This is a genomic window from Stenotrophomonas oahuensis (assembly GCF_031834595.1).
Classification (GTDB): Bacteria; Pseudomonadota; Gammaproteobacteria; order Xanthomonadales; family Xanthomonadaceae; genus Stenotrophomonas; species Stenotrophomonas oahuensis.
Map to the genome: position 1 here is coordinate 835,195 of NZ_CP115541.1, position 18,396 is coordinate 853,590.

Sequence of the window (18,396 nt, forward strand, 5' to 3'; positions counted from 1 at the left end):
CGCAGATGATGCTCAGCATCCTCGGCTTTGGCATGGTCATTACGTTCATGTACTTGATCATGAGCAAGCGAATGTCGCCGCTGGTGGCACTGATCACCATTCCGATCATCTTCGCCCTGATTGGCGGCTTCGCCACCGGGCTGGACGAGATGATGCTGGATGGCATCAAGAAGATCGCGCCGACCGGCGTGATGCTGATGTTCGCCATTCTGTACTTCGGCGTGATGATCGACGCCGGCCTGTTTGACCCGCTGGTGCGGATCATCCTGCGCCTGGTGAAAGGCGACCCGATGAAGATCGTGCTCGGCACCGCTGCGCTGGCCATGCTGATCTCACTGGATGGCGATGGTTCGACCACCTACATGATCACGGTGTCGGCCATGTTGCCGCTGTACCAGCGCCTGGGCATGAGCGCGCTGAACATGACCTGCGTGACCATCCTCGCCGGCGGCGTGATGAACCTCACCCCGTGGGGCGGCCCGACCGCACGTGCGGCCACTGCCCTGCACGTGGACCCGGCCGATGTGTTCGTGCCGCTGATTCCGGCCATGGTGCTGGCCTGCGCCTCGGTGCTGCTGCTGGCGTGGTACCTGGGCCTGAAGGAGCGTCGTCGCCTGGGTGTGGTCACCCTGCCAAGCGGCGGCACCTGGATGGATGCCAGCGTGTCGGATGACGGCGCCCTGCCCACCGTTGAAGACGCCGAGGACACCAAGCGACCGAAGCTGCTGTGGGTGAACTTCGCGCTGACCTTGGCACTGATGGTGGCGCTGGTGATGGGCGTGCTGCCGATGCCGGTGCTGTTCATGGTCGGCTTCGCCATTGCGCTGGTGATCAACTACCCGAACCTGGCCGAGCAGCGCCGCCGCGTGGTCAACCACGCCGGCAACGTGCTGTCGGTGGTGTCGCTGATCTTCGCCGCCGGCATCTTCACCGGCATCCTCAACAATACCGGCATGGTGGAGGCGATGTCGCGCAGTTTCCTGGCGGTGATTCCGGATGCCTGGGGCCCGTACCTCGCGGTGATCACCGCGATTGCGTCGATGCCGTTCACCTTCTTCATGTCCAACGACGCGTTCTACTTTGGCGTGCTGCCGATCCTGTCCGAAGCGGCAGGCAACTACGGCATCACCCCGGTGGAAATGGCGCGCGCCTCACTGGCCGGCCAGCCGGTGCATCTGCTCAGTCCGCTGGTGCCGTCGACCTACCTGCTGGTCGGATTGGCCAAGGTGGATTTTGCCGACCACCAGAAGTTCACCCTGAAATGGGCGGTGATGGTGTCGCTGGTGCTGATGGTCGGCAGCCTGATCTGCGGCCTGTATCCCTTTGCTTCCTGATTGCTGACAGGAGATTCGCATGACGCTTCGCATCGCATATGTAACCAGTGGCATGGGCAGCGTGGGCACCGCCATCTGCCAGAAACTGGCCCGCAACGGCCACACCGTGGTCGCAGGCTGCGCCCCGAATTCACCGCGCAAGGCTGCCTGGTTGCGCGAGCAGCGCGAGCTGGGCTTCGACTTCATCGCCTCCGAAGGCAACGCCGCCGACTGGCAGTCCACGGTGGCCGCCTTCACCAAGGTCAAGGCCGAAGTGGGCGAGATCGACGTGCTGGTCAACAATGCCGGTGGCAGTCGCGACGTGCTGTTCCGGCAGATGAGCCAGGACGACTGGAACGCGGTGATGGGCTCGAACCTGCATGCGCTGTTCAACATCACCAAGCAGGTAATCGACGGCATGGCCGCGCGCGGTTGGGGACGCATCGTCAACATCGGCTCGGTGAGCGCGCACAAAGGCCAGATCGGGCAGGTCAACTTCGCCACCGCCAAGGCGGCGATGCATGGGTTCAGCCGGGCGCTGGCCAATGAAGTGGCCACGCGCGGAGTGACGGTGAACACGATCTCGCCGGGATACATCGCCAGCCAGTCGATCAGCAGCTTCCCGCCGGATGTGCTGGATCGGTTGGCAGGTTCGGTGCCGATCCGCCGCTTGGGCAAGCCGGAGGAAGTGGCCAGCCTGTGTGCGTGGCTGGCGTCGGATGATGCGGCGTATGTGACCGGGGCGGATTACGCGGTGAACGGCGGATTGCATATGTTCTAAGTCGTACCGACCAACGGTCGGTACCTACCGGGGAATGTTATCGGCGCGCGCATCGGTAGCGCCCGACCGTTGGTCGGGCGGCGCGCAGCGCACTACTCCGCCGCCAACTGGTCCATGCGGATCCGATTGGCAAACAGCGAAAACGCCAGCATTCCCGCCAACCCGTTGGCGCGGCTGACCCAATGCGGCAGCCAGCGCGGTGGACGCAGAATGCCCTCTTCGAACAAGGGGGCGAACTCAATCGCGTCGGTCAACGACATCTTGCCGGCAAACAGCCAGCGGCAGATCTGCAGCCGGTCTTCGGCCAGCATGTGGCGGAAGAACGTGTGCACCGACACCAGTCCGCGCAGATACACGGTGTCCTTGGTAAACGCCGCCCCCCCCACCGTGGGCACCCCACGGAACACCCGCTGTGCTGAGGCGAAACTCTCTTCGTGGTTCTGCCCGGCATCGCAGAAGTAGCGGAACACCTGGATGAAATCAGCACCTTCGCGGGCCATGGCAATCGCTTCGGTGCGCAGGCTGATGCGCTTCAGCCGCTCGATATCGATGCTGCCGGTGATCTGCTCGGCAAACGTGGCCAACCCTTCCTGGGTCGCGGTCACACGGGGTGAGGACAATGCCAGGCTGGGCAGGTGCGGCTGCTCGCGGCCGTTCAGCGCGGTCAGCGAATGCACCAACGCTTCATGGTGGAACAACTGCGCGCGGTCATAGGCGCTGAAGCGCGCACTGGTACGCAGGCGGATGCGGGTGGGCCCAGCGGCCGCCTTTGAAATCAGGTCCGGATCCAGCTGCACTTGGATGATGCGCGACTCGAAGAACGCGTCCAGGTCACTCTGCAGCTGCAGCATCAGCGCGGTGGCGGACACCGGCACCTGTTCTTCCGGAGCCAGCAGCTCGTGGTCGAGCTCCTGCGCGATCTGGATGAAATGGCGCGCCGCTTCACGTGTGCTGGGCCCATGACCGGGCAACGGCTGTTCCGGCGCGCCATACAGCTGCACGGAGTACCCATCGACGGCCGCCGTTCCCAAGGATTCCAGTAGACCGGCCGCCAGGTCCCAGCTCTGCGCGGAGCGTTGCACGTACTGGCCCAGCGGATGGCTGGGGTCGCACCGGTCGCTGATTTTTGCCAGCGCCTGCCGGGTGTCGCCAAAGTCCAGCTTCGGATAGTCCACCTGCGGCAGCACCGGCTGCCCACGCGCCACGCTCGCCAGGAACGGGGCCTGCAGCGCGGCCGGCCAGCTGGTCAGCCCCAGCAGCTTGATGTCACCCACGGCCTCCACCAGCTGCGTATCCAGCTGGGTGTGGTAGGCCACGTCACGGTCCGCGGTGATCGGAGCGGTGTTCATGGGCGGACATTAACAGGATCAATGACTTCGGTGGGCAAAGGCGACAGCTTCACTTGTGCAAGGCTATTTTTGTCCTATATTCAGAACACACTTAGCCACATTGAGCCACACCATGTCCTCTACCGCCAACAGCTTTCGTGTGCAGTTGCGCACCGCCCCGCTGACAGAACGCGTCCGGATCGAACGCGAGGGCGTCCCCTATCTGGTGGTGAAGGGGCTGATCGACGACGTGTTTGAAAGCAGCGCCGATTTCCAGGTGTTCGTGCGCATACCCAAGGCCACCTTCACCAAGAAGATGCGTGACAAGGCGCTGTTCGGTGGCACACCCGGGCAGTCGGTGGTCGGCCTGATGGAGCTCATCAACAAGGTCGAAGACATGCTGGCGGCTGAAACCGACAACGCCGAGGCGCGCAACTTCGATGTGCAGAAGTGGGTGGGCGAGTGGATCCAGCGGCCGCAACCCGCCCTGGGCGGGCTGGCACCGGCGGAACTCATGGACACGCCCAGCGGGCGCGCTTCGGTGATGCGGGTACTGGGGGCCATCCAGAGCGGTGCGTATCAGTGAAGCTGGCCCGGATTGGCTCGACGGGTCCTACCTGGCGGCCGGAGGACATGAGTGGCGTGGGTGCTGCTTATTCACCTGGTCGCTGGAACAAGCAAGGGCAGGCCGTGGTGTACGCCGCACCCACGCTGGCGATGGCGGTGCTGGAAACGGCTGCGCACATCGATGACAGCGGCTTGCCGTTGAACAAGTATGTGATCGAGATCGACGTGCCGGACGATGTATGGGCGGCGCGGCGGATCATAAGCGCCGATGCCCTGCCGAGTGGGTGGGATGCCATTCCGCATGGCGTGGTGTCGGTGGAGGCCGGTTCGGCGTGGTATCTGGCGCAGGGTCAGGCGCTGGTGGTGTTGCCGTCGGTGATCGTGCCGGAGGAGACGGTAGTGCTGATCAATGCGCAGCATGCGGACGTGCAACGGATCACCGCGCGGGCGACGCGGCGATTGAAGTACAACCTGTTGTTCCGGGCCCGCTGATCAGCGACGGCGTGGCTTGCCGGCCGGGCGGAACTGCTGGCCCCTGCCCTTGCCGCGCTCCTGAGCGGTCTCAGCCTGGCGCACGGCCAGCTTGGCGGCAGCGGCAGCCACTTCTTCTTTCAGCTTGAAGTAGTTGAGCAGGCGTTCTTCGTCCAGTTCACCGGCGTCAATGGCGGCACGCACGGCGCAGCCGGGCTCACTCTGATGCGCACAGTCGCGGAAGCGGCACTGCGCGGCCAGTGCTTCGACATCGGCAAAGCCGCTTTCGCTCAGCGCCTCTTCCCCGGTGGGCTTGAGTTCGCGCATGCCGGGGGTGTCGATCAGACAGGCCCCGGCCGGCAACGGCATCAGTGCGCGGTGGGTCGTGGTGTGGCGGCCCTTGGAATCATTGCCACGCACGTCAGCGGTCTTCATCCGCTGCTCGCCGAGCAGGGTGTTGGTCAACGTGCTTTTGCCCGCTCCAGACGAACCGACCAGTACCACGGTCTGGCCCGCGCCCAGCCACGGCAGCAGCGCACCGGCACTTTCCGGGTCCTTGCCATTGATCGCCAGCAGCGGAATATCCTGCGCAGCCAATTCCTCCAGCACATCCAACGCATCCTGGCTGTACTCAGTCTGGTCGGCCTTGGTCAGCACCACGACCGGCTGCGCACCGCCACCGCCGACCAGCAGCAGGTAGCGCTCGATGCGACGCGGATTGAAGTCCGCATCCAGCCCACAGACGATGAACACGGTATCAATGTTGGCCGCGATCACCTGCTGGTGGTAATGCTCACCGGCCGCGCCGCGCTTGATCGCGGTGCGCCGGGGCAGCAGCGCGACAATCTTGATGCCGTCCAGCAGCACCCAGTCGCCGACCGCAGCACGCTCGTGGCTGGGAAAGCGCGGGCGCTGCCATTCGGCCGGGGATTCGGTCTTGAGGCCTGCTTCCGGGGCGTCGGCTACCACGTAACCGGTACGGTGCTGCTCGATCACCCGGCCTGGGCGGGCCTGCGGGTGCGCCTCGAACAAGGCCTGCCAGGCAGGCAGTTCAGGGGCCCCCGGCCAGGGCCAGCCAATGGTCTGCAGGGCGCGGTAATCGATCGGGTCGGTCATCCTGCGCATTCTACCCTTGAGGCATGGCCGACAACTGCCCGCCAATGCTGAAGATTTCCCCCCGGAGGGGCTTGCCCTGCGTCGCACCATTTCCGCTACCATGCGATTTCCATGCCCAACCTGGCCCAGCCATGTCAACGCCACCGCTGAAGCCGCTCGCCACCCGCGAGCGCCTGTCCGAAGTCCGCTACGAGATCCGGGGCGAACTGGCACGACGAGCGCGTGAGCTGGAAGCCCAGGGCCGCACCCTGATCAAGCTGAACATCGGTAACCCGGGCAACTTCGGCTTCCGCGCGCCGGAACACCTGCAGCGCGCGATTGCCGACGACATGGGCCGCACCGATCCCTATACCCACCAGCAGGGCCTGCCGGTCGCACGCGAGGCGATTGCCGCTGCGTATGCCCGCCGCGGCGCGCCAGACGCACACCCGGACCGGGTGTTCATCGGCAATGGCGTCAGCGAGCTGATCGACCTGTCGCTGCGCGCCCTGCTCAACCCGGGCGATGAAGTGCTGGTGCCCTCGCCGGACTACCCGCTGTGGTCGGCCGCCACCATCCTCAATGACGGCCGCCCGGTGTATTACCGCTGCGCCCCGGAGAACGGCTTCCAGCCCGACCCGAGCGAGATTGAAACGCTGGTGTCTTCGCGCACCCGCGCCATCGTGCTGATCAATCCGAACAACCCCAGTGGCGCAAGCTACCCGCGCGAGCTGCTGGAGCGCATTGTTGAGATCGCCCGCAAGCACAACCTGCTGCTGATGGTCGATGAAATCTACGACCAGATCCTCTACGACGGCGCGCAGTTCCAGCCGGTGGCACCGCTGGCCGGCGATCATCCCTGCATCACCTTCAGCGGCCTGAGCAAGGTGCACCGCGCCTGCGGCTGGCGCGTGGGCTGGGCGATGCTGTCCGGTGCCGCCGAACAGCTGGGCGAGTTCCGCGCGGCGATGGACCTGCTGAGCGCGCTGCGCCTGTGCGCGAACGTGCCGGGCCAGTACGCCATCGACGCGGCGGTGAACGGACCGGACACCGTTTCCGAACTGTGCGCCCCAGGCGGCCGCCTGTATGAAACCCGCCGCGCCGTGATTGAAGCCTGCAACGCCAGCGAGCACCTGTCGCTGGTGGCTCCGGCCGGCGCGCTGTACGCCTTCCCGGCAGTGGTGGGTGCGGCGGCGAAAGCCTTCGACGACCACGACTTCGCGCTGGAACTGATGAACGAGGAAGGCGTGCTGGTGGTGCCGGGCTCGAGCTTCAACGTGCCCTACCGCCACCACTTCCGCGTGACCCTGCTGCCGGAAGCAAGTGTGATGCGCGACGTGTTCGCCCGCATCGACCGCGCCCTGGCGCGCCGTGCCGAGGCCAACACCAAGGTGGTGCCACTCAAGCCGCGCAGCGTGGCCTGAACGATGGCGCTGCGTTACCTGGCGCTGGGCGATTCGTACACCATTGGTGAGGGCGTCGCGGTCGAAGGCCGCTGGCCGATGCAGCTGGCCGCCGCCTTGCGCGCGAACGGTGTGGACATCGCGGACCCGCAGATCATCGCCACGACCGGCTGGACCACCGACGAGCTCGACGCCGGCATTGACGCGGCCGCACCGCAAGGGCTGTTTGACCTGGTCACCCTGCTGATCGGGGTGAACAACCAGTATCGCGGGCGCTCGGTTGACGAGTACCGCAGCGAATTCACCGCACTGCTCGAACGCGCGATTGGCTTCGCCGGTCAGCGCGCGAAGCGGGTGCTGGTACTGGCGATTCCGGATTGGGGCGTGACCCCGTTTGCCGCCGGTTCCGGGCGTGACGTGGCGCAGATCGCGCGCGAGCTGGACAGCTACAACGCGGCGGCAGCCGCCGTCTGCGCCGAACACGACGTTGCCTTCATTGACACCGCACCGGTCAGCCGCGCACGCGGTGGCGAGGCGGCCATGCTGGCCGACGACGGCCTGCATCCTTCCGCCGCGCTGTATACCCACTGGTTCCAGCAGGCGTATCCGGTCGCGTACCGGCACTTGAACGATGAGGTACTCCCCTGAGCACGGACGCCCTACCACTGGCCAGGGAACAGGCCCGCCGCATCGCTGACGCCTTCATGCCGGCGCAGCGCTTCGGCAACCGCCGCGATTACTACTACACGCGCGGCAAGCTCGGCAGCGACCCGCTGTTCCCGGGCGTGCTGACCGCCCTGCGCGGCGACACCCAACCGCTGCTCGACATCGGCTGCGGGCTGGGCCTGCTGGCGCATGTGCTGCGTCAGGACGGCCAGAGCATGCCCTACCTGGGCGTGGACGTGGATGCCGACAAGATCGCCCGCGCGGTCCGCGCCGACCGCCGCGCCGGTTTGGCTGACACTGGCTTTGACGTGGTGGACGCCAGTGCAGCACTGCCGGCACACCAGGGCAGCGTGGCGCTGCTCGACGTGCTGCAGTACCTGCCGGCCCAGGCCCAGCCGCAGCTGCTGACCGACGCTGCCGCGCGCGTGGCACCGGGCGGTCGGTTGGTGATCCGTACGGTGCTGGCCGACAACAGCGGACGCGACCGCACCACCCGCATCACCGACATGCTGGCGCATCTGGTCGGCTGGATGGGCACTCGCCCCCGCCATTATCCGGACGCGGCCAGTGTGCGTGCGCCGCTGGAAGCGGCCGGGCTGCAACTGCAGATGACCCCGCTATACGGCAACACCCCGTTCAACAACTGGCTGTTCACCGCCACGCGCGGTTGAGCATGCAGACCGGCCCCCGACATTCCGCGCTGGGCATCACCGCACTGGTGGTGAGTCTGTGCGCGCTGGTGGTGTTCGCGGTCACCGCACAGGTGGCGCACCGCCCCGCTTACGAAGACATGCAGCAGGTGCCGGTGGCACTGCTCGTGCTGCTGTTTGTTGGCCTGGGCCTGAGCGTGCTGGCGCTGCTGCTGGGCATTGGCAGCGCGTTGCAGCACCAGCGCCGCCGCGTCACCGGGGTGCTGGCGCTGGGGCTGTCGCTCACGCTGCTGTGGGCGCAGGCCTCACTGGGGAGCTGGGCGCATCAGCAATGGGAGCGGGCGCATCCGGCAGTTCCGCCCGCAGCCCCTTCACCTGCAGCTCCTGCAGCACCGCCTCGATAATCGCCAGGTTGTGGCCGTGCGCGGCCCCTTCGTGCAGCAGCACGATGGCACCAGGCTGCAGGGCGGGACGCAGGCGTTCCAGCACCGACTGCGGGGTGCAGTTCACACCGTCGAAGCCGCGCGCGCTCCAGCCCACCCGGGTCAGGCCCAGGCGCTTGAGGGCGGGGGCCACGAACGGGTTGGTCATGCCGACCACCGAGCGATACCAGCGCGGCGGCGCGCCGCTCACCTCGGTCAGGGCCTGCTGGCAGGCGCTGATTTCCGCCCCCATGGTGGCCGGACCCAGCCGCCAGAAGCGGGTCTGCGGGTGGCTGTGGCTGTGGTTGCCGAGGTCATGCCCGCGTGCGAGTACCCGGTGAACCAGGTCAGGGCGGGCCAGGGCGCGTTCGCCGACCATGAAGAAGGTGGCTTTGGCCTGGTAGCGGTCGAGCAGATCCAGCACGGCTGGGGTCTCGTCCGACGGGCCGTCGTCGATGGTCAGCCACACCCGAGGAGCCGTGCCGGGCAGGCGGCTGAGCACCGGGGCGTAGAAGCGGCTGTTGGGCAGGAACACCGGCACCATGAACAGGGCGTGCGACGCCACCATCAGGGGCAGGCCCAGCAGCCAGCCGGCCTTCCACCAGGCCAGCACCACCAGCAGCTGGGAGGCCACCAGCCAGGGCAGCCAGCGCCACGGGCGGCGGGGAATGCGATGCAACGTTTCCGGTACGGTCATGCCCCATGATGCCATGCCGCGTAGAATGACGGGTTCGAATATCCCGGACCTACCGTCATGTCCCTTGATCCCGCCCTGCGCTCGCGCATCGAATCCATTCTCAACGCCAACCGCGTCGTGCTGTTCATGAAGGGCCAGCCGACCATGCCCCAGTGCGGGTTCTCGGCCAAGGCCGTGGGCGCGCTGCAGGATCTGGGCGTGGAGTTTGCCCACGTCAACGTGCTGGCCGACGCGGAAATCCGCGAAGGCATCAAGGTCTACGGCGAATGGCCGACCATCCCGCAGCTGTATATCGAAGGCGAACTGGTGGGCGGCAGCGACATCATTCTGCAGATGGCCAGCAGCGGCGAACTGAGCAGCGTGCTGGGCCTGGCTGCGCCGGACCGCACCCCGCCGCGCATCACGGTGACCCCGGCGGCAGTGGAAATGCTGCGTGGTGCGCTGGCCGATGCGCCGGGCGCTTCGCTGCAGCTGAGCATCGACGCTGGCTTCCAGCCGAACTTCCAGCTGGTGCCGCACGACGACAACGCCATCGCCGCCGAGTCCAACGGCCTGCGCGTGCAGTTTGACGTGTCCAGCGCGCGTCGCGCCGAAGGCATCACCATTGACTGGGTGGACGACATCCGCGGCAAGGGCCTGGCGATCGACAACCCGAACGCCCCGAAGCCGGTGCAGGAACTGAGCGTGCGTGACGCAGACGACCGTCTGCGCGCAGGCACGATCACGGTGGTGGACGTGCGCCCGGCCGACGAGCGCGCGATTGCCTCGATCAACACGGCGTTCGAGACCTTCGACGGTGACAACCGTGCGCGTCTGGAAGCGCTGCCGAAGGACACTGCGCTGGCCTTCCTGTGCCACCGCGGTGGCCGCAGCGCACAGGCCGCCGAGCAGTTCCGCGCCAAGGGCTTCACCAACGTCCACAACATCACCGGCGGCATCGACGCGTGGTCGGAAGAGGTGGACAACGCGGTGCCGAAGTATTGATTGGCGCTGCGTGACACGCATGGCGTGTCACCTACGAAAACGCCGGCATTGCCGGCGTTTTTTTTGCGTGTTTACCCGGAAAATCCACCTTCGGCCAGATAGTCCAGCTCCTCGGGCGTCGGCATGCGGCCGAGCACGGCGTTGCGGTGCGGGAAGCGGCCGAAACGGCGGATGATGTCGCGGTGAAGTTCGGCGTACTGCAGGTATTCCTTGTCGCCCAGCGCGTCGAACATCGCCACCGAACGTTCCTGGTCCTGCGGGTCTTCGGAATGCTCGAACGGCAGGTAGATGAAGGCGCGCAGCTTCGGCACCAGCTGCAGGTCCAGGCCCTCTTCCACCGCGCGCATCGCGTAGTGCCGCGCCAGCCCGTCGGTCGCGTAGGAATGGGCCGTATCGCGGAAGCAGTTACGCGGGAACTGGTCGAGCAGGATCATCAGCGCCAGGGCGCCTTCGGCGCTGACCAGCCAATGCTCGCGCGCACGCCTGGCCGCTGCGTAGTGCTCATCCAGGAACAGTTCGCGGAACTGCGCGTCGAACGCAGCATCGCGCGTGAACCACTTCTGTGGTCCCGCGTTTGTCCAGAATTCGACTACCTTCGTCGCCACGTCCATTCCATACCCCTGCAGGCAGGCCGTCCCGGTGACGCCTGCCCTGGCTGTCTGCATCATTCGTCAAAGCGCAGGTGGCGGACCGACTTGCCGTTGCGCCGGATAAGCTTAAGCGCCTCGATGCCGATCTGGATATGGTTCTGCACGAACTGGGAGCTGACCTTGGCGTCCGAGGCCTCGGTTTTGACCCCGTCCGGGATCATCGGCTGGTCCGAGACCAGCAGCAGCGCCCCGCTGGGGATGTGGTTGGCAAACCCGGCCGCGAACAGGGTGGCGGTTTCCATGTCGATGGCCATGCAGCGCATCTGGCGCAGTTTTTCCTTGAACGCCTCATCGTGCTCCCAGACCCGGCGGTTGGTGGTGTACACCGTGCCGGTCCAGTAATCGTGACCCAGGTCGCGGATCGTGGTGGACACCGCACGCTGCAGCGCGAACGCCGGCAGCGCCGGCACTTCCGGCGGCAGGTAATCGCTCGAGGTGCCCTCGCCGCGGATCGCCGCGATCGGCAGGATCAGGTCGCCCAGCTGGTTCTTGCGCTTGAGCCCGCCACACTTGCCCAGGAACAGCACCGCCTTGGGCATCACCGCTGACAGCAGGTCCATCACGATGGCGGCATTGGGGCTGCCCATGCCGAAGTTGATCAGGGTGATGCCGTCGTGGGTCACGCTGGCCATCGGCCGGTCCAGGCCCACGATGGGCGCACCGGTCAGCTCTGAAAAGGTGTGCAGGTAGCCACCAAAGTTGGTCAGCAGCACATGCTCGCCAAACTGGTCCAGGGCCACGCCGGTATAGCGCGGCAGCCAGTTCTCCACGATTTCCTGTTTGTTCTTCATTGCCCGTTCTTCTTGTTTTTATGATGTGCGGCAATTGTCCGGCTGGCGGGGAAAATGGCAAGAAAAAAGGCGGCCAGGGCCGCCTTCTTTCCCCTACCGGACGGGCCGGATCAGAACTGCAGCGACCAGCGCGCGTTGATGCTGTGATCGCGACCTTCGCTGCCGAACTGGCCACCGTAGCCCAGCTCCAGCTGCTGGCGCGGGCTCAGCCAGGCCGAAAGGCCCAGTTCGGCCACGACCGCATTGTCGGCGATGGCCGCACCGGTCACCCGGAAGGCGTCGCCGCCCGCCAGGGCCAGATCGGCCACCTGTTCGCGGTCGCCAAACGCCTTGCGGTAGCCCACACCGCCCGTGACGTGCAGCCAGGCATCCTGCTGCCCCGCGGCCTTCAGGCCACGGTCAAAGCGCAGGCCAGCGGTCGCCAGCGTGGTGCGGGTATCGGCGGCCTGCCCGTTCAGCGCGGCGGCACCGCCCTGCTCGTCAATGCCGTCCACGTCCACTTCCACGCGCGCCACCTGCAGGTAGGGCTCCAGCCCGCCCTGCACGCCGCCGAAGCGGTAGCCGCCCTCGATGAAGAGCTGACGCGTGGTGGCGTCGTAGCTGGCCGACAGCGTGTCCTGGTAACCGGCGAAGGCAAGGCTGCGCTGGCTGTCCACGTCGTGGCGGGAGTAGCCCAGACCGGCCTTCAGGCCGAAACCGCCCCACTGGTGGCCGACATAGGCGCCGAAGTGGGTGTTGTCGATTTCGGACTTGGCCCGGCGGCCCTGACCCTGCTTGAGGTCAGTGCGGCCGGTGCCCAGCAGCGCGCCCACCTGCCAGCCACCGAACTGGTGATCGGCACCGACCAGCAGACCGTTGCTGTTGCCTTCGGTGCGTGCCGCATTGGTGTCGCCATCCAGACGCGTGCTGCCGCCGATGGCCTGCACCCAGGCTCCGGTTGCGCCGCCCTCGGCGTCGCCCGGTGCGCGCTGTGCCAGCGAACGGCCCAGCGCGGCGTCGCGCAGGTAACGGCTGCTTTCCACCAGCAGCATCGGCGTGGCCGCATGCAGTTCGCCGCTCAGGCTGTCCAGCGCCGCACCGACCTGTTCGGGGAACAGCTGGGTCAGCGGCTGCGGCAGGCCCTGGGTGACCGCCAGACCGTCGATCTGCGTGGCAACGGCCAGCTGGTTGGCGGTGGTCGCTGCCGACGCCAACGCGCTGCCGCGGGTCACGTCGATGCGCATGCGCTGCGCGTCGTAGGTCAGGCTGAACTGCAGGAACGGCGAGAAGGCCGAGAAGTCGGTGGTGGCGAACTGTCCGTTCACGCCGCCATCGGCCACCAGGAAGTTGAACTGCTCACCCAGGTAGTAAACGCCGGCTTCCGGCAGTGCCACCAGGGCACCGTCCAGGCTGGCGGTGCCGGTCACGTGCAGCTGGTCGCTGCGGCTGCCAGGCGCGAGTTCGGCCTGGTAGACACCAGTGGCGGTCTGCACGTAGTCGCCATCAATGGTCAGGGTGCCGATGGAATTGCCCGGGGCGATGGTGCCTTCCACGCGGGTATCACCCAACCGGCCGACGCCCTTCAACGTGCCGTTGACACCGACCAGGGTGCTGCCCCCGGTCTGCACGCCGTTGAACGACACCACGCCACCGCTGATGGCCAGATTGGTGTTGTCGAGCACGCCGCTGGCGCTGACCACGCTGCTGCCAGCGCTGCTGTTGAAGGTCATGTTGCGCAGGGTGCCATTGAGCAGGAACTGCCCGCCGGCCACATCCAGCGAACCGGTGAGCGTGTTCACGCCATCCAGTTCCAGCACGCCTTCGCGCACGGTGGCCCCGTTGAAGCTGTTGTCACCGCTCAGGCGCAGCCAGCCGGCACCGGACTTGGTCAGGCGGCCGGGACCGCCGATGTCGTTGGTCCAGTCGTCCCAGGCGTCGCCTTCCCACACCTTCAGGCCGCCGGCTTTCTGGTTCATCACCACGTCGGTGTCCACGCGCAGCTGGCCGTAGCCTTCGATGGCCGATGCCAGGTTCAGCAGGCCCCAGCCGTAGACGTCGTCCACGCCTTCGGCACCGAGGTCGGTCGCAGTGGTCAGCAGAACGTCGCGCACCTGCGCGCTGGTCAGATACGGGAAGCGCTCGAACAGCAGGCCCAGCGCGCCGGTGACGTGCGGGGTCGCCATCGAGGTGCCGGTCATGGTGTCGTACGCATAGGTCGGCATGCGGCTCGTGACATCGAACACGACCTCACCGTTGACGACATCCAGCGAACCATTGAGCGCGGAGTCCGAGCCGTACACGGTGGAGTTGATGTCCGTGCCCGGTGCGGCAATGCACCAGTTGGCGGTCGGGCCGCAACGCATGGAACTGTCGGCCAGCACATCGTTCTGGTCGACGTTGACCACGCTCAGCCAGTACGGCTCGATGTCCTGGTAGGCACGCGGCAACGAGGCGTGCACACCGGCAATCGGTGCCGCTTCCGGCGAGGTGTTGGCCGGGTAGGTGTTACCGGCTGCCCACACCTGGATCAGGCCGGCCGCGCGCGAGCCATCGGCGATGATGGAGAAGTAGTCGGCCAGGCCGGCATCGGTGAAGTACAGGTCCTGCTGCGCGGTGGTGGTCGGCTCGTTGCTGAAGCCCCAGCTGTGATTGACCGCACGCACCTGCTGCGCGTTCAACTGGTCGTAAAGATCGGCAAACACCGCGTCGGATGGGCCCACGCCGCCCACCGCGTACTGGCCCAGCCCTTCGACCGGATCACGCTCGATGATGCTGGCGCTGTTGAAGAACAACCGCGCGACCGTCAGGTTGGCACCATACGCCACGCCGTGGGTGCCGTTGCCGTCACGGTTGGCGGCGATGGTGCCGGCAACATGCGTACCGTGGGTGTTGTAGGTCAGGCCCTCATAGAGACCCAGACCGTTGACGAGATCGGTGTCGGCCTGATCGAGGTAGAGCAGCAGTGCATCGACGGCCACATCATTGCCATCGCTGCTGAAGCAGGCATCAGCCCCCGTCAGCATCGATACGTTGGTGCAGGCACTGCCATCGGCCAGGCGATCGGCCAGGTGGATGCTACGGTGGTCCTTTCCGGCGAACTCCGTGTGATCCAGGCCGGTGCCGCTGTCGAACACGCCCAGGCGGATGCCCTGGCCACTCAAGCCACGTGCATAGGCGGCATCGGCGTTGATGCGGGCCAGGCCCCAGTCGGCGTTGAACTCGGCGCTGCGCCAGCTGGCGGCGTCGCCGGGCGTGCCGTTGACCGGACCATTGTCGACCGGCACGGCAGCGGGCTGGTAGCGGGCGGCTGCCGGCGCGGCGACGCCACGCTCAACAAAGGCAGCGCGCTGCAGCAGGCGCTGCTGCTGGTAACCGGCCACGGTGTCGGCCGAGGTAGCAGCCATGGCGGGAACCGCCAGCGCGGCCAGCAAGGTACCGGTGATGGCGGAGGCAAGCAGACTGGGAGAGGGACGACGGAGGGTGTTGCGGATCTTCGAAGACGGGTTCATCAAAAACAACTTCCTTGAGTGTGAATCAAACCGGGCCCCGAACGGATGTCGGTCGCCGCGGCGCGAAATACATGCCAATCCGAGGCATGCGGCTGCGCGTGGCGCAGCGCCCAGCGCGTACTGCCGGGCAGTGCCCGCAATTGCGGACGACATCACAATAACGGCGATTGCCGGGAACCAACATAGGGAAATCCCCTACGTGTCGCACCAGATGGCACTTGGCAATGCCCCCACCAAGCGGCTAGCGTCGCCTTCTGCACTGATGCACGTCGGGGACTACATGCGTACGCACTTGAGCGCCGGGCTGGGCCTGGCACTGTTGACACTGGCCGCGCCTGCGGCGAACTCCGCTTCGCGGTTTACCCAGGATCCCTACCCCAGCACCTATGCGCCGATAGCCTCGGCCCCGGTCCTTCTGCGCAATGCCACCGTGCTGACCGGCACCGGCGCGCGCCTGGAGAAGACTGACGTGCTGCTGCGCGATGGCCGCGTGGCTGCCGTGGGCAGCGCGCTGCAGGTTCCGGCGGATGCGGTGCAGGTGGATGCCAGCGGCAAATGGGTGACGCCGGGCATCATCGACGTGCACTCCCACCTGGGCGTGTACCCCAGCCCCGGCGTGGGCGCGCACAGCGACGGCAACGAGATGACCGCACCGGTTACCGCCAACGTCTGGGCCGAGCACTCCGTGTGGCCGCAGGATCCGGGCTTTGCGACCGCATTGGCCGGCGGTGTCACTTCGATGCAGGTGCTGCCGGGCTCGGCCAATCTGGTCGGTGGGCGCGGCGTCACCTTGAAGAACGTGCCCGCCACCACCTACCAGGCCATGAAGTTCCCCGGCGCGCCGTGGGGCCTGAAGATGGCCTGCGGTGAGAACCCCAAGCGCGTGTATGGCGGCGGCAAGGGCGTGGCCCCGGGCACCCGCATGGGCAATGTGGCCGGCTACCGCGCCGCCTTCATTGACGCCAGCGAGTACCTGGCCAAGAACAGCCCGAAGAAAGTGAAGAAGAAGCGCTGGTTCAGCGGTGACGAGAAAGGCGACAGCGCGGGTGATGCCGGCGGCAAGCGCGATCTGAAGCTGGACACGCTTGCGGGTGCGATCAACGGTGACATCCGTGTGCATATCCATTGCTACCGCGCCGACGAGATGGCGACGATGCTGGACCTGTCCAAGGAGTTCGGCTTCAAGATCGCCGCCTTCCACCATGGCGTGGAAGCCTACAAGCTGGCCGACCGCCTCGCCGCCGAAGGCGTGTGCGGCGCGCTGTGGGCCGACTGGTGGGGCTTCAAGATGGAAGCTTTCGACGGCATCCAGGAGAACATCGCGCTGGTGGATCGCCCGGCCAACAGCTGCGCCATCGTGCATTCCGATTCGCCCGAAGGCATCCAACGACTCAACCAGGAAGCCGCCAAGGTGATGGCCAACGCACGCCGTGCCGGCATGCAGATCGCACCGGAGCGCGCGATCATGTGGCTGACCCATAACGCCGCCCGTTCGCTGGGTGTGGAACAGCAGACCGGCAGCCTGGAGGTGGGCAAGATGGGCGACGTGGTGGTGTGGAACGGCAGCCCCTTCAGTTCCTATGCGCAGGCCGAGAAGGTCTTCATCGACGGCCACCAGGTTTACGACCGCGCGGATGTACGCCGGCAGCCGCTGTCGGACTTCATGCTCGGTCAGGAGGCACGCCCATGAGCCGACTTGCCCTGACTGCGGCGCTGGCCGCCCTGCTGGCCAGCGCGCCGGCCTTCGCCCAGGACGTGCTGATCCGCAACGCCACCGTGCATACCGCCAGCGCGCGCGGCACGCTGGAACATGCCGACGTGCTGGTGCAGGGCGGCGTGATCCGCGCCGTCGGTGCCGGCTTGACCGCGCCGGCGGGTGCAAGCGTGGTGGAGGCCGCGGGTAAGCCGCTGACCCCCGCCCTGTTTGGCGGCATCACCGATATCGGCATCGACGAGGTGTCGGGTGAGTCCTCCACCGTGCACAGCACGCTGAAGCTGGAAGACCAGCCGCTGCGGCCGGAGTTCGACGTCAGCCTGGCCTACAACCCGGCCTCGGTGCTGATTCCGGTGGCACGCCTGGACGGCATCGGCTTCACCGCGCTGGGAGCCAACACCGGTGGATCCTTCATCGCCGGCCAGGGCGGCGTGATGCGGCTGGACGGCAGCGCCGATCCGATCGGTCCGCTGGCGCTGTACATCCGTCTGGGTGCTTCGGGCGCTGAACTCACCGGCAGCTCGCGGGCGGCGCAGTGGATGCTCCTGGAGCAGATGGTCAGCGAAGCCCGCGGCCGGGTCCCGGCCGATTCGCCGCATGCCCTGCTCACGCCTGCGGGCCGCGCCACGCTGGCGCGCTATCTGGCCGGCCAGGGCCGGCTGGTGGTCGAAGTCGACCGTGCCGCCGACATCCGCCAGCTGCTGCGCTGGGCCGCGCGCGAAAAGGTGAAGATCGCCATTGCCGGCGGTGCCGAAGCGTGGCGGATCGCCCCGCAGCTGGCGCAGGCCAACGTACCGGTGTTCGTGGATGCGCTGGGTAATCTGCCGACCAGTTTCGACCAGCTGGGGGCCACGCTGGAGAACGCCGCGCGACTGCGCAAGGCCGGCGTGGAGGTCAGCTTCGCCCAGCGCGACGACGCCTCGCACAACGCCCGCAAGATGCGCCAGCTGGCCGGCAATGCGGTGGCCAATGGCCTGCCATGGCAGGACGGCCTGGCCGGCCTGACCCGGGTACCGGCACAGGTGCTGGGGGTGGGTGACCGGATCGGCAGCATCGAGCCGGGCAAGCTGGCCGACCTGGTGCTGTGGGAAGGCGACCCGCTGGATGTGGCGCACTATGCCGAGCAGGTGTGGCTGGGCGGCAAGGCGGTGCCGATGCGTTCGCGGCAGACCGAGCTGCGGGATCGGTACGCGGCTCCTGCTGGCAGCGAACCGCGAGCGTATTCGTGGTGAATGTAGAGCCGGGCTTGCCCGGCTGTACGCGGAACGGCAGCCGGGCAAGCCCGGCTCTACGCAGAACAGCGCATCCGGTAACCGATTACATCCGAATGCGTGAATCCCCGGTCAGGTACGTGAGTCCATTTTGAGATAGCTTTC

General features: G+C 66.7%; 16 protein-coding genes. 10 read left to right on the forward strand and 6 right to left on the reverse strand.

The genetic code is table 11. The features are described from left to right. Positions 1–8: 8 nt before the first annotated feature. Entirely contained in the window at positions 9–1,334 is a 1,326-nt protein-coding gene (locus PDM29_RS03635) for a CitMHS family transporter (RefSeq protein WP_311193715.1), read from the forward strand. 19 nt (positions 1,335–1,353) lie between these two features. Further along, positions 1,354–2,094, forward strand: coding sequence for an acetoacetyl-CoA reductase (phbB, locus tag PDM29_RS03640; protein ID WP_311192528.1), 741 nt, complete (start codon positions 1,354–1,356; stop codon positions 2,092–2,094). Between the two features lie 92 nt (positions 2,095–2,186). Here the strand turns inward: phbB and PDM29_RS03645 are convergent, their stop codons facing one another. Continuing rightward, positions 2,187–3,443, reverse strand: a complete 1,257-nt coding sequence (locus PDM29_RS03645; RefSeq protein WP_311192529.1) for a flavohemoglobin expression-modulating QEGLA motif protein — start codon at positions 3,441–3,443, stop codon at positions 2,187–2,189. Positions 3,444–3,555: 112 nt separating this feature from the next. On the opposite strand from PDM29_RS03645, the gene PDM29_RS03650 reads away from it, so the two are divergent. Beyond that, positions 3,556–4,008: an antitoxin Xre/MbcA/ParS toxin-binding domain-containing protein gene (locus tag PDM29_RS03650; RefSeq protein WP_311192530.1), complete on the forward strand. Its 453-nt coding sequence runs from the start codon at positions 3,556–3,558 to the stop codon at positions 4,006–4,008. Next, complete coding sequence (locus PDM29_RS03655) at positions 4,005–4,481, forward strand: RES family NAD+ phosphorylase (protein WP_311192531.1); 477 nt, start codon at positions 4,005–4,007, stop codon at positions 4,479–4,481. Before PDM29_RS03650 ends, PDM29_RS03655 begins: the two co-directional genes overlap by 4 nt. Here the strand turns inward: PDM29_RS03655 and rsgA are convergent, their stop codons facing one another. Further along, positions 4,482–5,576 carry a ribosome small subunit-dependent GTPase A gene (gene rsgA, locus PDM29_RS03660; protein ID WP_425508713.1) on the reverse strand — a complete coding sequence of 365 codons (1,095 nt, stop codon included), beginning with the start codon at positions 5,574–5,576 and terminating at the stop codon, positions 4,482–4,484. It lies immediately after the preceding gene. A 131-nt stretch (positions 5,577–5,707) separates the two neighbouring features. On the opposite strand from rsgA, the gene PDM29_RS03665 reads away from it, so the two are divergent. The 3 genes from PDM29_RS03665 to PDM29_RS03675 are packed head-to-tail and all read left to right on the forward strand — an operon-like array spanning position 5,708 to position 8,295. After that, positions 5,708–6,979 (forward strand): pyridoxal phosphate-dependent aminotransferase, encoded by a 1,272-nt coding sequence (locus PDM29_RS03665; RefSeq protein WP_311192533.1) that lies wholly within the window; start codon positions 5,708–5,710, stop codon positions 6,977–6,979. Positions 6,980–6,982: 3 nt separating this feature from the next. Continuing rightward, complete coding sequence (locus PDM29_RS03670; protein WP_311192534.1) at positions 6,983–7,606, forward strand: SGNH/GDSL hydrolase family protein; 624 nt, start codon at positions 6,983–6,985, stop codon at positions 7,604–7,606. A 56-nt stretch (positions 7,607–7,662) separates the two neighbouring features. Further along, complete coding sequence (locus PDM29_RS03675) at positions 7,663–8,295, forward strand: methyltransferase domain-containing protein (RefSeq protein WP_311192535.1); 633 nt, start codon at positions 7,663–7,665, stop codon at positions 8,293–8,295. Between the two features lie 261 nt (positions 8,296–8,556). On the opposite strand, the gene PDM29_RS03680 is transcribed toward PDM29_RS03675, so the two are convergent. Further along, positions 8,557–9,393 (reverse strand): polysaccharide deacetylase family protein, encoded by an 837-nt coding sequence (locus PDM29_RS03680; RefSeq protein WP_311192536.1) that lies wholly within the window; start codon positions 9,391–9,393, stop codon positions 8,557–8,559. A gap of 57 nt (positions 9,394–9,450) precedes the next feature. On the opposite strand from PDM29_RS03680, the gene grxD reads away from it, so the two are divergent. After that, positions 9,451–10,377, forward strand: coding sequence for a Grx4 family monothiol glutaredoxin (grxD, locus tag PDM29_RS03685; protein ID WP_311192537.1), 927 nt, complete (start codon positions 9,451–9,453; stop codon positions 10,375–10,377). Between the two features lie 71 nt (positions 10,378–10,448). Here the strand turns inward: grxD and PDM29_RS03690 are convergent, their stop codons facing one another. The 3 genes from PDM29_RS03690 to PDM29_RS03700 all read right to left on the reverse strand — a co-directional run bounded on the left by PDM29_RS03690 (position 10,449) and on the right by PDM29_RS03700 (position 15,306). After that, on the reverse strand, positions 10,449–10,988 hold the full coding sequence (locus PDM29_RS03690; RefSeq protein WP_311192538.1) for a DUF924 family protein: 540 nt from the start codon (positions 10,986–10,988) through the stop codon (positions 10,449–10,451). 53 nt (positions 10,989–11,041) lie between these two features. Next, positions 11,042–11,818: an AMP nucleosidase gene (locus PDM29_RS03695; protein ID WP_311192539.1), complete on the reverse strand. Its 777-nt coding sequence runs from the start codon at positions 11,816–11,818 to the stop codon at positions 11,042–11,044. A 110-nt stretch (positions 11,819–11,928) separates the two neighbouring features. Next, complete coding sequence (locus PDM29_RS03700; RefSeq protein ID WP_311192540.1) at positions 11,929–15,306, reverse strand: autotransporter domain-containing protein; 3,378 nt, start codon at positions 15,304–15,306, stop codon at positions 11,929–11,931. A gap of 280 nt (positions 15,307–15,586) precedes the next feature. Here PDM29_RS03700 and PDM29_RS03705 point away from each other — a divergent pair, with 280 nt between their 5' ends. Both PDM29_RS03705 and PDM29_RS03710 read left to right on the forward strand, forming a co-directional pair. Then, a complete protein-coding gene (locus PDM29_RS03705) occupies positions 15,587–16,996 on the forward strand; it encodes an amidohydrolase (RefSeq protein ID WP_311192541.1) in 1,410 nt (469 codons plus the stop codon). Beyond that, positions 16,993–18,252 (forward strand): amidohydrolase family protein, encoded by a 1,260-nt coding sequence (locus PDM29_RS03710; protein ID WP_311192542.1) that lies wholly within the window; start codon positions 16,993–16,995, stop codon positions 18,250–18,252. Before PDM29_RS03705 ends, PDM29_RS03710 begins: the two co-directional genes overlap by 4 nt. Positions 18,253–18,396: the final 144 nt, after the last annotated feature.

Bases quoted from the DNA above. Each gene is read 5' to 3' on its own strand.
- PDM29_RS03635 (WP_311193715.1), top strand. From the start codon at position 9: ATGCTCAGCATCCTCGGCTTTGGCATGGTCATTACGTTCATGTACTTG.
- phbB (WP_311192528.1), top strand. From the start codon at position 1,354: ATGACGCTTCGCATCGCATATGTAACCAGTGGCATGGGCAGCGTGGGC.
- PDM29_RS03645 (WP_311192529.1), bottom strand. From the start codon at position 3,443: ATGAACACCGCTCCGATCACCGCGGACCGTGACGTGGCCTACCACACC.
- PDM29_RS03650 (WP_311192530.1), top strand. From the start codon at position 3,556: ATGTCCTCTACCGCCAACAGCTTTCGTGTGCAGTTGCGCACCGCCCCG.
- rsgA (WP_425508713.1), bottom strand. From the start codon at position 5,576: ATGACCGACCCGATCGATTACCGCGCCCTGCAGACCATTGGCTGGCCC.
- PDM29_RS03665 (WP_311192533.1), top strand. From the start codon at position 5,708: ATGTCAACGCCACCGCTGAAGCCGCTCGCCACCCGCGAGCGCCTGTCC.
- PDM29_RS03670 (WP_311192534.1), top strand. From the start codon at position 6,983: ATGGCGCTGCGTTACCTGGCGCTGGGCGATTCGTACACCATTGGTGAG.
- PDM29_RS03675 (WP_311192535.1), top strand. From the start codon at position 7,663: ATGCCGGCGCAGCGCTTCGGCAACCGCCGCGATTACTACTACACGCGC.
- PDM29_RS03680 (WP_311192536.1), bottom strand. From the start codon at position 9,393: ATGACCGTACCGGAAACGTTGCATCGCATTCCCCGCCGCCCGTGGCGC.
- grxD (WP_311192537.1), top strand. From the start codon at position 9,451: ATGTCCCTTGATCCCGCCCTGCGCTCGCGCATCGAATCCATTCTCAAC.
- PDM29_RS03690 (WP_311192538.1), bottom strand. From the start codon at position 10,988: ATGGACGTGGCGACGAAGGTAGTCGAATTCTGGACAAACGCGGGACCA.
- PDM29_RS03695 (WP_311192539.1), bottom strand. From the start codon at position 11,818: ATGAAGAACAAACAGGAAATCGTGGAGAACTGGCTGCCGCGCTATACC.
- PDM29_RS03700 (WP_311192540.1), bottom strand. From the start codon at position 15,306: ATGAACCCGTCTTCGAAGATCCGCAACACCCTCCGTCGTCCCTCTCCC.
- PDM29_RS03705 (WP_311192541.1), top strand. From the start codon at position 15,587: ATGCGTACGCACTTGAGCGCCGGGCTGGGCCTGGCACTGTTGACACTG.
- PDM29_RS03710 (WP_311192542.1), top strand. From the start codon at position 16,993: ATGAGCCGACTTGCCCTGACTGCGGCGCTGGCCGCCCTGCTGGCCAGC.